Origin of the sequence: Nocardia sp. NPDC051570, assembly GCF_044454005.1 — a bacterium.
Taxonomy (GTDB): domain Bacteria; phylum Actinomycetota; class Actinomycetes; order Mycobacteriales; family Mycobacteriaceae; genus Nocardia.
Map to the genome: position 1 here is coordinate 1 of NZ_JBITDI010000022.1, position 13,322 is coordinate 13,322.

The following is a 13,322-nucleotide window of genomic DNA, read 5'->3' on the forward strand; positions in this document are numbered from 1 at the left end:
CCGCCTACTACAACCTGCTCACCCGGGCCCGGGAAGCGGCTGGGCTGCATCCCGGCCTGATGCTGCGTGCCCTGCTCACCGCCGCTCACACCCTCATCTACACCGCCGCGATCGCGGCCGCGGTGGCGGCGATGGCGTGGTTCACCACCCCGTTCCTGCTGCTGGCCGTGTTACCGGTGTGGGTAGTCTCGCGGCGCATCAACCGCGACTGGCACCACCTCATGGCCGGGCAAGCCGAATACCGGCGCACCACCATCCATTTGGAACAGATGCTCACCGGCCGCGACCAAGCCGCCGAGATCCGCGCCTTCGCCGCGGGCCCCGAACTCCTGCGGCGCTGGCGACACACCCGCACAGATCTGCTGGCCCACCAGACCCGCCTCAACCGCGTCAACGCCTACCGCACCCTGGTCGCCCACGGATCCAGCCAAGCCATCACCCTCGGGATGGTCGCCGTCCTGGGCGCCCTCGCCTACACCGGCACCCTGCCCCTGGCGACCGCCGCCACCGTGCTCGCCGCGATCCAGCTCCTGTCCGGGCAATTCACCGCGATCGGGAGCCTGCTGTCCACCGTTGGCAAAGGGCGACTGTTCATCGCCGACATCATCACCTTCACCCAAAACCCCAGCGCCACACCGCCACTGCCCCCACCCCGACCATTCGGCTCACTGACCGCCCGCGGCCTCGGATTCACCTACCCCGGCACCGATACCCCCGCCCTCACCGATATCGACCTGGACATCCACGCCGGACAGATCATCGCCCTGGTCGGCTACAACGGGTCCGGGAAAACCACCCTCACCAAAATCCTCGCCGGGCTCTACCCGCCCACCACCGGACAGCTGCACCGCGACGGAAAAGCGGTGACCGACACCGACTTACCCGCACTACGGGCCGCCGCCACCATCCTGCTGCAACACCACATCCACTACCCGCTCTCCGCCACCGACAACATCGCACTCGGCGACCCGCACCCCGACCCGGCCCGTGTCACCACCGCTGCCGCACACGCCGGTATCGCCGACCAACTCGCCGTCTTGAGTCACGGCTACCAGACACCGTTGAGCAAAGAACGCAGCCACGGCATCGACCTGTCCGGCGGGCAATGGCAGAAGATCGCCCTCGCCCGCGCCTTCTACCGCGACACCCCGCTGATCATCCTGGACGAACCCACCACCGCCCTGGACGCCCGCGCCGAAGCCGACCTCTACAACCACATCCGCGACCTGTTCACCGACCACACCATCGTGCTGGTCACCCACCGCATGGCCAGCGTCCGCCACGCCGACCGCATATACGTCCTCGACCACGGACACATCACCGAAACCGGTACCCACCAACAACTCCTGAACCAGCACGGTATCTACGCCGAACTCTTCAACCTCCAAGCAGCCCCCTACCACGACCACCAGCCGCAGACGATCCCCACGAGGCTCGACGGGTCGTCGATCGCTACGACCGGTACATGAGATTTCAGGCGATCGCCGTGTCGCGTGATTCGGTCTCGGTGGCTCAGTCGGATTGGACGGATACAGTGCCACCGCCGGTGTGCGCGTAAACTGCGCCGGAGAGGCCCTGGACGGTGATGGTCCCGCCGCCGTTCTCCAGATGCGTGGCGGTGGCCCGGGGGACCTCCACTCGGTAGGCCACCCCGCCGCAGTGGTCGAACCATCCGGTGGAGTCGCAACCGGTTGCCTGGAGGGTGAGCTCGCCGTCGCGCACGGAGCGCGTGGTGTGCGGCTTGTCGTTGGAGTAGGTGTAGGTCTCGACCACCTTGACCGTGTGCTGGTCGGTGGCGACGATATCGATGGCGCCGCCGCGGTTTTCGACGCGGACAGCGGTCACCGGATCCGCCACATCGTAGGTCTGGGAATCCGTCTTCCTGTCCAGTCCGGAGTAGCCGCCGGTCAGAGTGAACGCAGCGACAGCGGTAAGGCCGTCATGGGCTGAGGAGCGGGGCAAGACACATCAGTCGCTCGAGATCATGAAATGCTGTGTGCTGTACCGTATTTCGCCGTAGCCTTGTAGTGATCGTCATGGCCCGCGGTACGCCGACAGGTCTTGATCGGCGTTGCCGCCTCTCTGTTCCTGAGCGAAGGGTTGAGGATAATGGCTACCACTGTGGGGGATCTGCGTAATCGTAAGCTCACCAAACTGTTTCGGATTCTGGACGCGGATGGCGATGGCGCGGTGTCGGTAGGTGACTACGAGCTGTTCGGCGAGCGGCTGGCTAGAGTTTCCGGCCAGACCGACGCGGCCAGGATCGCCGAGATGAAGGCGACGCTGAAGATGATCTGGGACGAGTTCCAGTCGAAGGCGGACGGCGACCATGACGGCATCGTCAGCGAGAAGGAGTTCGTCGAATCGATTGTGCGGCCGCAAGTCGGCGATCCGATTCGGTTCGCGCAGTTCGTGGGGCTGACCTGTAATCTCTTGTTCGGCATCGCCGATACCGACCACAATGGACGGATCAGCAAGGCCGAACATACCCGGATAGGCACGGAGGTGCTGCGGCTGAGTGATGCCGAGGCGGCGAACTCCTTTGCGAAGCTGGACTTCTGGAAGAAGGGCTACCTGACGATGGATCAGTACGTCATCGCCTATACCCAATTTCTTACCAGCGATGTGTCCCTGTCGAACGGTAATTGGCTGTTCGGCGACTTCTGAAGCCATGTGTTCGGCACATCACGATCTCGCGGGCGATGTCGTTGATCGCGCGAAGATTATGCCAGGCCGCGTGGGCCGGTCCTTCATCGAATTCGGGCACGATCAGCGTGGGCGGATTATGCGAACCCGCTCTGCCCGGCCATCGATCGGTGGCGCGGCCGCGCGTGGGACGACGACTACCGGCACCGGGGAGTGCCGCGCGAGTTGCGCACCACGCGAGCCGAGCAGTATCCGGGCGAACGGGCCGGTCCGGCTCGAGCCGATGGTGAGAATCTCGTTGGGCCCCCAGTCCACATCCTCGAGGGCCTCGGCCGCGGTGCGCCCGAATCCGACGGTGGATTCGACGGTGTCGGGTGCGTCGGGCAATTCCGCGATTCGCCGGCATGCGGCCGCGGTCGCTCGGCCCATATCGGAAACCCATTGCGCGGCAACGGGTATGTCACCTTCTGTGCCGAGGCGCGTGGTGTAGGGCGGGGGAATCCGAATTGCGAAAGCGGCGAGCCGCAGCGGCGCGCCCAGCTGGGCGGCGAGCGCGGCCGCCGCGAGTACGGACTCGATTTGTCCGTCGGAACCGTCGTAAGCCGCGGTGACGCGGTCGACGCCCCTGCGGCCCTGTGATCGAAAACCCTTGGGTGCCAGCGCGACCGGTACCGGTGAGCCGTGGAGCAGGCGGGACGGCACGCCGCCGAACGCCACATGACCGAGTGCGCTCGCCGACGAGGAGCCGACCACGATCAGGTCGGCATGGTGCTCGACGGCCAGGCCGAGCAGGGCCGCCGATATCGAACGGTCCTCCCGGACAACGTAACTCGTATCGATGTCATCGGGCATCGCGGCCCGCGCCGCGTCGAGCGTTTCGCGGGCTCGGGCGGTGGCCCGCGGTTCGGCACGGGCCGTGCCCTGCACGGGGACGACGGCGCAGGCCACCACGGGCTCGCCCGCCGACCGGGCGAGCATGGCCGCGAGGTGCATGACGGCGTGGCTCGCTCCGTCGGGCTGGCAGCCGGCGATCACCGTCATACGTTCTCCTGGACTATGCGCCCGATCCGGTCGTCTCGGCGCAGACGCGAATGCTTGATGCCGTAGAGGCAGTACCACAGCAGCACGATGGCGACCCAGGCGAGAAATACGACGATGGTCACCGCCCGCAGATCCCTGATGATCCACAGACAACCGAGCACCGACAGGACCGGGGTCACGGGATAGCCGGGAACCTTGAAGGACCGCGGCAGCTCCGGCGCGGTGCGCCGGAGCACGATCACACCGATCGATACGACCAGGAACGCCACCAGCGTGCCGATACTGGTCAACTCGGCGAGGAAGGAGATCGGGATCAGTCCGCCGAACAGTGCGATGACCGCACAGACGATGACGGTGTTGCGGGCCGGAGTGAGGGTGCGCGGGTTCACCTTGCGGAACGCCGCGGGGATCAGTCCGTCGCGGGACATGGCGAACAGGATCCGGGTCTGACCGTAGATGACGACCAGGGTGACGCTGAAGATGGAGACCACCGCGCCCGCCGCCAGCACCGTCCCCGGCCAGGTCGCGCCGGTGACGCGTTCCAGGATCGCCGCCAATCCGGCCTCCTGACCCTGGAATTCCGATGGTGATTGCGCCCCGATGGCGACCGCCACCACCGCGATGTAGACACCCGTGACGGAGACGAGCGCGATGAGGATCGCCAGCGGCAGATTCCGATGTGGGTTCTGCACCTCTTCACCGGCGGTCGACACGGCATCCAGGCCGATATAGGAGAAGAAGACGATCCCGGCGGCCGACATGACACCGCCGAAGCCGTGCGGCGCGAAATTCGCGAAGTGATCGTTGTGCCAGCCCGCGATGCCGACGGCGACGAACAGGACCAGGATCGCCAGCTTGACGGTGACCATGGCGACATTGACCTTCGCGGATTCGCTGACCCCGCGGACGAGCAGAATTCCGCACAGCACGACGAGTACGACCGCGGGCAGGTTGACGACCCCGCCCTGTTCGGGCGCCTGCGATATCGCCTGCGGCAGCCGGAAGCCGAATACGTTGTACAGCAGTGCATTCAGATATTCCGACCAGCCGACCGCGACGGCCGCGGCGGACACCCCGTATTCGAGGAGCAGACACGCACCGACCGCCATCGCCGGCATTTCGCCGAGGGTGGCATAGGCGTAGGAATACGACGATCCCGACACCGGGACGGCTCCGGCGAGTTCCGCGTAGCAGATCGCGGTGAGCCCCGCGACGACACCCGCCACGGCGAACGAGACGATCGTCGCCGGCCCGGCGACGGGAACGGCCTGGGAGAGAACGAAGAAGATGCCGGTCCCGATGGTGGCGCCGATGCCGAACATCGACAGCTGGATCACGCCGATCGAACGCGACAGCGCATCGGCGCCGGACTCGTCCGCCATCTGCTCGATCGGCTTGCGCCGCAGCAGTTGCCGGATCAACGCGCTACCACGTTCGCGGGACGTGCCGTGCGACACGGCGGTCACGCATCCAGATCGAGCGGAGCGATCTCGTCGTAGACGTCGCCCGGGCCGGGATTGCCCTCGGCGGTGCGGCCTCCGAAGTGGTGCATCACGCCCCACACGGCGTTCAGGGCCGTCGTCACCGCTCCCTCGGCCCATCCGGCGGTCCAGGACACGTCGTCACCGGCCATGAAGAAGCCGCGATACGTCTCGGGCAGGCGATCCTGCATGAAATGGGTGTAGAGGCGACGTTGATAGCGATAGTGCCCGGGCAGGTTGGCCTTGAAGGCGCCCATGAAATTGCGTTCGGTCTCCCACGACAGCGTGACCGGGTCGGCGATGATGTGGCCGCGGATATCCACGCCGGGGTAGATCTCGCCCAGCGAATTCAGCATCAGTTCCATCCGCTCGTGGGCATCCAGCGGCAGAAGTTTGCGCGAGTCGTCCGCCCAGGTATAGGACAGGCAGATCAAGCCGGGCCGGTGGTCGCCGAAGTCGAGTAGATAGGTTCCGCGGCTGGTCCGGTCGGTGAGCGTCATGCTCATCACCTCGCGGCCGGTGCGCGGGTCGATATCCTTCCAGAACGGCCGGTCGACGAGGACGAAAACCTTCGACGAACCCATGTAGTGCGTGCGCTCGATGGCCGTCCAATGGTCGATCGGCAAAAGCCGCTCGTCGGTGCGAATCGTATTGAGCAGCATCCATCCTTGGGCGGTGAATACCGCGGCCGGGAAGGTGTCGATGCGGCCGGAGGTATCGGTGATGGTGATGGTGCCCGGATGGGTCCGGCGGATCGCGGCGACACCCGGATGCGGCGTCGCATCCGCGTGCAGAGACCGCACCGAACTGCCCGTGGGCCAGTGCGCCGCGTCGTCGACGGGCGTATCCCACAACCGTTCCGGAAGCCGTTGCGCTCCACCGTCGATGCCGCGATGGTGATCGTCGGCCGCGGTGCAGACGACCCGCAGGATTTCCAGAATCGAGCTCGGGAAGTCGGTGTCCCAGCCGCCGGTGCCGAAACCGACCTGCCCGAAGATCTCCCGTAGTGCGAACGGGAATGCCGTTGACTGGCACAGGAATCCGTAGAAAGTCACGTCGTCGTAGCGCCGGACCAGATCGTTCCACAGCGGCTTGATCCGACCGGCGTCACGAGCGCGAATCGCCGCGTCCAATTCGCGCGCATCGGCGTACTCGTCGAGCGTCCGTGTCCACGCCCGCGCGACCTCGCCGTAGATGCCGGGCAGTTCGTCGAGCGTAGGCGCATAGTGCTTGACACCTTTCAGTTCGACCACGGTGCTGGGCGTCGCGTCGGCGAGCGGATTCGGGAATGGCGTTGTCTTCAAACCCATCTCGTCGAGGTAGTGGAACAGTGTGGTCGAGGAGGGCGGGAACCGCATCGCGCCCATTTCGGCGGTGATCCCGGGATATCCCTCGAACGGCAGTGAGCGCATCCGCCCGCCGATCCGGTCGGCCTCGTACACGACGGGTCGCAATCCCATCCGCAGCAGTTCACGCGCGATGAGCGTGCCCGACAGTCCGGCGCCGATGACGGCGACTCGTTTGCCGTGCGCCTCGGGCGGCACGGAACCGATGCCGCGTGGATCGCGCACGTAATCGTCGTAGGCGAACGGAAAGTCGGGGCCGAACATGGTCAGCGGCGGCGACCCGGCTTGATCATGAATGCCCTCCGGACCGATCGGGACCGTCATGCGCTCCTCCTCGTCATCGGGCGGTCACCGCGCCGCCGCCGTACAGATCGCCGCGTCGATCACGCAGATGTGTATTGATCTCCCGGCCGGTCGCGAGTGCGGTCGGATCGATGTCGACGATGAGCAGTTCCTCACCCTCGCCGGCGCGGGCGAGGTCGACCCCGTCCGGGCCGACGGCACAGGTGAGCCCGCAGTAGCGCAGGTCGTCCTCGACGTCGCAGCGATTGACGTACGCGAGGAAGATCTGATTCTCGTATGCCCGGGCGGGCACCAGGATCGTGCTGACCACCTCGAACGGCCGCATCAGCGCGGTCGGCACGAACAGCACCTCGGTGCCCGCGTCCGCGTGCGCGCGCACCAGCTCGGGAAACTCGACGTCGTAGCAAATCGCGAGCCCACAGGTGAATCCGCGCAGATCGAATTGCGAGACGAGCCGGTCGCCGGGTATGAACAAGCCACGGTCCAGCTCGCCGTACAGATGAGTTTTGCGGTAGTGAGCCAGGATTTCTCCGCGTGGGCCGACGACCTGGACTGCGTTGTATATGCCGCCCGCCGTGAGTTCCGGAAAGCCGTATCCGATAGCGATTTTCGCGCGTACCGCGATCTCGGTGATCGCGGCGAGCAGTGGGCCGTCGGCAGGCTCGGCGCGCGCCGCGGACAGGGCGCCGATGTTGTATCCGGTGGCCGACATCTCCGGTGTGATGAGGATATTCGCGCCCCTGCCCGCGGCCTGGGTCGCCGAGGCTGTGATCGCCGCGACATTCACCGCGACATCGCCGGATATCGCGGGGCCTTGAAACAGTGCCGCGCGCATCATGGCGATATCGATGCGGCGTCGGCGGGTCGGGCACGCACGCATTTCATCCTCAGCAAGGTGGCAGCTATCTGTCAACGCGGTCGGCCGAATCGGGTCCGTATCGAAGCCGTACAAGCAGAGCCGGTGCCATTTCACGTAGATTTCACAGCGACGACCGAGAGACGACCCGTCCGCTGCTCTATGGGGATGGCGAGAAAGGCGGCAATGTGTCGGCAACAGGGCGATCTTCCGCTGTCGGACCGGTGGATGCGACCAGGGTTCCGCGCTATGCGGGCCCGGCGACCTTCGCCCGCCTCCCGCGTGCCGATGAGGTGTCGCGTCCCGATGTGCTGGTCGTGGGGGTGCCGTTCGACTCCGGGGTGAGTTATCGGCCGGGAGCGCGGTTCGGGCCCGGTCATATTCGCGGTGCGTCGACGCTGCTGCGGCCGTACAACCCGGCTCAGGATGTGCACCCCTTCGGTGAGCAGCAGGTGGCCGACGCCGGGGATATCGCCGTGAATCCCTTCGATATCACAGAGGCCATCGCCACGATCGCCGGAGCATCCGAGCGACTTGCCGAAGACGGGGCCGCACTGGTGACGCTCGGCGGCGATCACACGATCGCGCTGCCGATCCTGCGCACGATGCGCCGATTGCACGGGCCGATCGCGGTGCTGCACTTCGATGCCCACCTCGATACCTGGGACACCTACTTCGGGGCGCCCTACACCCACGGGACTCCGTTCCGGCGGGCGAGTGAGGAGGGGCTCCTCGACCTGGAACATTGCCAGCACATGGGTATTCGCGGCCCGCTCTATGCGGCCGAGGATCTCGAGGACGACAGGACGCTCGGCTTTCAGATCGTGCGAGCCGACGACTACGAGGTCGACGGAATTCGCGGCGCCGTCGACCGGATGCGCGCCCGACTCGGCGACGGACCGGTCTACGTGTCGATCGATATCGACGTCCTCGATCCCGCGCACGCACCTGGCACCGGTACTCCGGAGCCCGGTGGGCTCACCAGCCGGGAATTGCTCAACACCCTGCGAGGCCTGCGGGGGTTGAATGTCGTCGGCGCCGATGTGGTCGAGGTCGCCCCGGCCTATGACCACGCCGAGATCACCGGCGTCGCGGCGGCTCACGTTGCCTACGAACTGATTTCGATCCTGGCGGCGAACCGTCGCTGACTCGGTTCCCGATCCGGCCACCGCGCGTCGTCCACGGTCATCGGCATCGGCGCGCCGCGGTCCCGGTGTCGATCGCCACTGCGGCATTACGGTGCGGTTCCACACATTCCCGTAAAGCATCAGCGAGTCTGGTCGATGACCAGGCAAGACCCGTCTGGTATGCGTTCAGTCGGTGCCGTACGGTTTCCATGACGCGGTGTCCTCGGTGCAGGGTGTTTCCCATGACGGCCTAGGAAAAGGGTGCGGTCCTCATGAGCGACGGTCAAACAGGTGGTTTTTCCGGGCAACGCCCGCCGTTCGACGACAGTGTCTGGGACGCGGTTACCTCGGCGTTCGCGGACCGCCGGGGATTGCGCGTGGCGATCACTGCCAATGGCATCGGGTTTGTCCTGATCGCAGTGCAGGTGTGCGCGCTGAGCATGCCGTGGGCGGGTGGGAAGTCCGACTTCGAGCATGACGTCGTTTTTCTGTGCACGATTGCAGCCGCCTACTTCGTCGTCGCCGTGACTATCGCTGTTTATCGGGGCGAGCGGCGGGCCGCACGGGCGTTCGGCTGGGTGCATCGGCGGCGGGAGCCGACCGCGCGGGAGCGGGCGTTGACGCTGAATTTCGCCCGGGTAGAGGCTCTGGACGAAGTCGTCGGCTGGTTGATCGGCGCGCTTCTGTTCGGGGCCCTGTTCACTGTGCGGGGGTATCCGGTGCTGTATGGGGTGCGGGTCGGTATCGTCGTCGCGCTCGGCGGGCTCACCGTGGGCGCTGTGTCGTTTCTGCTGCTGGAAATGGTGGCCCGGCCGGTGTTGCAGGTGGTCTTGTCCGGCGAGGTCGCACCCGCCGGCGCCGTGCTCGGGCTGCGCCGCCGCCTGCTGCTGGGCTGGACACTCGGCGCCGGCATCCCCCTGGTGATGCTCGGGACCGCGGCGATCGGCGATGAGAATACCGGGCGGACCGGGCTGCCGGTATCGCTGGGCCTCATCGCGGCGGTGGGCATTCTGGTCGGTCTGGCGGTCACGTTCGCGATGGCGCGATCGCTGATCGAGCCACTGACCGATCTGCAGGCAGCGCAGCGACGGGTACAAGCGGGTGATCTTGCCGTGCAGGTGGCGGTGGACGACAGCGGCGAGCTCGGGCACTTGCAGGCCGGGTTCAACCATATGGTGGCGGGACTGCGGGAACGGAAACGACTCCACGATCTGTTCGATCGACACGTCGGGACCCAGGTCGCTCGCTTCGCGCTCGCCGAAGGTGCGCGCGTGGGTGGTGAGCGGCGGCAGGCCAGCGTGCTGTTCGTCGATGTGATCGGGTCGACCGCGATGGCGCAGCGGCTCGCGCCGGAAGCTGTGGTGACCGTCCTCAACGACGTCTTCGCCGCGGTCGTGCGGTGCGTCGGCGCGGAGGGTGGGTGGGTCAACAAGTTCGAGGGCGATGCCGCATTGTGTGTGTTCGGTCCGCCCGCGGAGCACACCGGACATGCGGCCGCCGTGTTGCGGGCCGCGCGGGCGTTGCGGTTCAAGTTGGTTGCGCTGGCCGAACGGCATCCGGGCCTGGACACCGCGATCGGGGTGTCGTCCGGAATGGTGGTGGCCGGCAATATCGGTGCCGAGGACCGCTATGAATACACCGTGATCGGCGACGCCGTCAACGAGGCCGCCCGCCTCACCGAACAGGCGAAGACCGTGCCGGAACGAGTTTTGGCCGGCGAGAACACAATCGCCGACGCCGCGGATGAATCCTCCTGGTGGCGGCCGTATGAAGCGATGAAACTGCGCGGCCGGTCGACTCCGACCGAGACCTTCGTTCCGATACCGGTCCAGGAATTGTCCTCGCGCGAGCCCGGTACTCGAACTACTCGGTTCAATGGCGCGCTGCCTCGAATCGGTTCGTCGGATCAGGGCTCGAATCCCATGCGGTGATCGGCTTCATTCGACGCGGCCATATGCCCAGTGCGACAACGGCTTCGCGTGGTTCGAAGGTTGCGTAGACCAGCCGACCGAGCCGCGGACGACGGCGAGGATCGTGTGACCGTTGCGCTGGGCATCCGAGAGTCGTTCCAGCAGAACGAGTCCCCATGCCCTCGCCCCAGCCGGTGCCGTCGGCGGCCTCGGCAAACGCCGCCGGATTCCCGGGGCGTGCCACCTCAACGCTTCGTATTCAGGCGCTGTTTGCCAGAGGGTTTTGCAGAGCTCCGGCAGGAGGAGATGCGGCGCCGGCCCGTCCGCCGAATACTATGGCGATGAGCTGTGTTCGGCCGTTCACGTTCAGCTTTCTGAAGATCGAGTGAACGTGATTCTTGACCGTCGCCTCTGCGATGCAGAGCGTTCGTGCGATCTGTCGGTTGGAGAGTCCCTCCGCGATCAGACCGAGCACCTGTCGTTCACGTTTGGTCAATCCCGTATCGAGTAGGTCGATTTCGATGCGAGGCCGAGGAGCTCTACGTTCGATTCTCGTGGGGCCGATTCGGTGTGGCATTCGAGTCAGTGGATCCTTTTCTTGACGACGCGCCGAGTGTTCGAGTCTCTTCATGGTATCCATCAACTTTTCCAGTTGGTGATATGCTTCCAAAGCTAATTCGCTCGTCCTTGTCCCGGTTTCGTGGGGATTGTGTGATGACATCATTTCGGCTCGCCTTCGTTCTAGGGTTACGAGGATTGACCATCTTGCGCTGATATGCAACTGTGATTGGAGATGTTGGCTGATACATCCTTATTGTGAAGTTTTTCTTCCTACCATTCCGAGTCCGGGTCATCCACGGCAGCGTCCGGCGTGGCCGTTGCCGCGGCGAGCTGGGCGCGCCGCACTCGGACGTAGTCCCGGACTGTGGAATACGACAGCTCGGTCGCGCCGTGCTCTGCTGTCAGATGCGCCAGGATGCGTCGCGCGGTGTGGCGGTGCCTGCGCGGAACCGCGGTGTCGGCCAGCAGCATCGCATCGATCGCCGTCTTGAACGGGTCCAACCGCGGCGCGCTGCGTACGGGGACTTTCCGCGGTGGGGGTTCGGCGGTGGCCAACGCTTGCCGCACCGTGCGCCTGTGCACCCCATAGCGGCGGGCCAGCTCGCGGATCGATGAGGCCTCGATCCTCGCATCACGCCGAATGGCAGCGAACAACTCCAACCGATTCTTCATCAGGACACCTTTCTGCCACTCGAAGTCCGCGAAATGGAATCGACCCCCGGGGCCGAATCAAACTGTCATGGTGGAGCCGGATAAGGCCGACACAATCGTTCTGTTGCCGTGCACGGCCCCGATTCCAAGGGCATCGCTGTGCGATGTGAGCCTATCCGAGTTCGAAGTATCCAGATGGTTTGCGATATGGAACTTTCGGTCTTGGCCGTTTTATGCATTGGATGACGGTGCGCCGATGATTAGGTTGCAAATCGTGAAAGCTCTTATACAAGGCGAGGGTGCGGTCGAGCGTGTCGAGTGGTGGGAGGCTCTTCGAGAGGTTCATCGGCAGACCAGTGCGGCCCACGCGGAGTATCAGCGCGCCTTGGCCGACGGTCAGGTTTGCTACCTGCGTGCCAGCGAGGAGACCCTCTGCCGCATGATCGCCGCGCTGCGTGGGGCGCCTACCGCCGGAGTTCGCTACGGCCACCATGATCAGTTCGATCGTGTCAGGGCCGATCGGATCCTGGAACACCTGGCGTCCGCATGGCAGGCGCAAGATCGGAGTGTTGCGGATCATCCTGTCCTGGAGGAGATTACGGCGGAGATCACGGTGAGTGACACGTCCCATCCGCAGCTGAGAGACCATACGATCGCCGGACACCGGGTGGTCCCTCTGGCGATGATGCTCGACTGGTTTCTGCGGGCGGCGGTTGCTGCCGATATCCGCCTCGCGGAGCGTGTCCTGGTGCTGGACGACGTCCAGGTGCTCGCCAAGGCCACCGTGCCGGATCTGGGCCAGGCGAGCCTGGTCGTCCGCACTCGCCGGACGGAGCGGGAGAACCTGCTGATCACCCTGATCGATCACGACGGCAGGCCGCACTGCCGGGCCACGGTCCACTCGGAGGCCGGGACGATGCCGAGGGCGCCGCACCTCGGTGGAAATCCCTCCGGGCCAATGCCACTCGACCGGGACAAGGCATATGCCAGCCCGGCGCTGTTCCACGGGCCACAGTTCCAGGCGATCGCCGAGGTCGACGGAATCACGGCGGAGACGGCCGTCGGCACGTTGCTCGGGGTGCACCGGCTCGGCTGGCCTGCCGAGCCGTGGCGCATCGATCCGGCCGCGGTGGACGGTGTATTCCAGCTCGCTGTGCTCTGGGCCGAACAGGCGCTCGGCGCGGCGACTCTGCCTATGTCGATTCGTGAATGCCGATTTTCCGCAGTCCCGCCGGCCGACGAGGTGTTGCGCTGTGTGGTGCGAGCCGTCGCTGTCGACGAGGTCGACGCGCGCTGCGACGCCGTTCTCACCCGGGCGGACGGTTCGACCGTCGCAGAGTTCTCCGGACTGCAACTTGTCGTGCGTCCCCCGTTGACCTGAGCCATCATTCGCTGTTTTG

11 protein-coding genes and 2 pseudogenes are annotated in these 13,322 nt (G+C 65.6%); 5 read left to right on the forward strand and 8 right to left on the reverse strand.

All coding sequences use genetic code 11. From position 1 onward, the window contains the following. Positions 1 to 1,469 (forward strand): ABC transporter ATP-binding protein (locus tag ACIA76_RS37305; protein ID WP_397159107.1); only part of this gene is annotated, 1,469 nt, incomplete at its 5' end. 43 nt (positions 1,470 to 1,512) lie between these two features. Here the strand turns inward: ACIA76_RS37305 and ACIA76_RS37310 are convergent. Then, a complete protein-coding gene (locus ACIA76_RS37310; RefSeq protein WP_397159109.1) occupies positions 1,513 to 1,962 on the reverse strand; it encodes a hypothetical protein in 450 nt (149 codons plus the stop codon). Positions 1,963 to 2,109: 147 nt separating this feature from the next. Here ACIA76_RS37310 and ACIA76_RS37315 point away from each other — a divergent pair, with 147 nt between their 5' ends. Beyond that, positions 2,110 to 2,667: an EF-hand domain-containing protein gene (locus tag ACIA76_RS37315; RefSeq protein WP_397159111.1), complete on the forward strand. Its 558-nt coding sequence runs from the start codon at positions 2,110 to 2,112 to the stop codon at positions 2,665 to 2,667. Positions 2,668 to 2,769: 102 nt separating this feature from the next. Here ACIA76_RS37315 and ACIA76_RS37320 read toward each other — a convergent pair whose 3' ends face one another. The 4 genes from ACIA76_RS37320 to ACIA76_RS37335 all read right to left on the reverse strand — a co-directional run bounded on the left by ACIA76_RS37320 (position 2,770) and on the right by ACIA76_RS37335 (position 7,652). Next, entirely contained in the window at positions 2,770 to 3,687 is a 918-nt protein-coding gene (locus ACIA76_RS37320) for a universal stress protein (protein WP_397159113.1), read from the reverse strand. Then, on the reverse strand, positions 3,684 to 5,069 hold the full coding sequence (locus tag ACIA76_RS37325; protein WP_397159303.1) for an amino acid permease: 1,386 nt from the start codon (positions 5,067 to 5,069) through the stop codon (positions 3,684 to 3,686). Before ACIA76_RS37325 ends, ACIA76_RS37320 begins: the two co-directional genes overlap by 4 nt. A gap of 80 nt (positions 5,070 to 5,149) precedes the next feature. Next, a complete protein-coding gene (locus ACIA76_RS37330; protein ID WP_397159115.1) occupies positions 5,150 to 6,838 on the reverse strand; it encodes a flavin monoamine oxidase family protein in 1,689 nt (562 codons plus the stop codon). Between the two features lie 13 nt (positions 6,839 to 6,851). Then, positions 6,852 to 7,652, reverse strand: a complete 801-nt coding sequence (locus ACIA76_RS37335) for a carbon-nitrogen hydrolase family protein (protein ID WP_397159305.1) — start codon at positions 7,650 to 7,652, stop codon at positions 6,852 to 6,854. A 245-nt stretch (positions 7,653 to 7,897) separates the two neighbouring features. Between ACIA76_RS37335 and speB the strand changes: the two genes are divergently transcribed. Both speB and ACIA76_RS37345 read left to right on the forward strand, forming a co-directional pair. Then, positions 7,898 to 8,821, forward strand: coding sequence for an agmatinase (speB, locus tag ACIA76_RS37340; RefSeq protein ID WP_397159117.1), 924 nt, complete (start codon positions 7,898 to 7,900; stop codon positions 8,819 to 8,821). A gap of 251 nt (positions 8,822 to 9,072) precedes the next feature. Further along, a complete protein-coding gene (locus ACIA76_RS37345) occupies positions 9,073 to 10,731 on the forward strand; it encodes an adenylate/guanylate cyclase domain-containing protein (RefSeq protein WP_397159119.1) in 1,659 nt (552 codons plus the stop codon). A 78-nt stretch (positions 10,732 to 10,809) separates the two neighbouring features. Here the strand turns inward: ACIA76_RS37345 and ACIA76_RS37350 are convergent. From ACIA76_RS37350 to ACIA76_RS37360, 3 genes and pseudogenes are all read right to left on the reverse strand, one after another. Beyond that, positions 10,810 to 10,936: pseudogene (locus ACIA76_RS37350) on the reverse strand (beta-ketoacyl synthase N-terminal-like domain-containing protein); the annotation flags it as partial. 33 nt (positions 10,937 to 10,969) lie between these two features. Beyond that, entirely contained in the window at positions 10,970 to 11,206 is a 237-nt protein-coding gene (locus ACIA76_RS37355; RefSeq protein WP_397159121.1) for a response regulator transcription factor, read from the reverse strand. Positions 11,207 to 11,589: 383 nt separating this feature from the next. Then, positions 11,590 to 11,943 (reverse strand): annotated as a pseudogene (locus tag ACIA76_RS37360) (IS21 family transposase); the annotation flags it as partial. 235 nt (positions 11,944 to 12,178) lie between these two features. Here ACIA76_RS37360 and ACIA76_RS37365 point away from each other — a divergent pair. Beyond that, positions 12,179 to 13,303, forward strand: a complete 1,125-nt coding sequence (locus ACIA76_RS37365) for a polyketide synthase dehydratase domain-containing protein (RefSeq protein WP_397159123.1) — start codon at positions 12,179 to 12,181, stop codon at positions 13,301 to 13,303. Positions 13,304 to 13,322 lie beyond the last annotated feature (19 nt).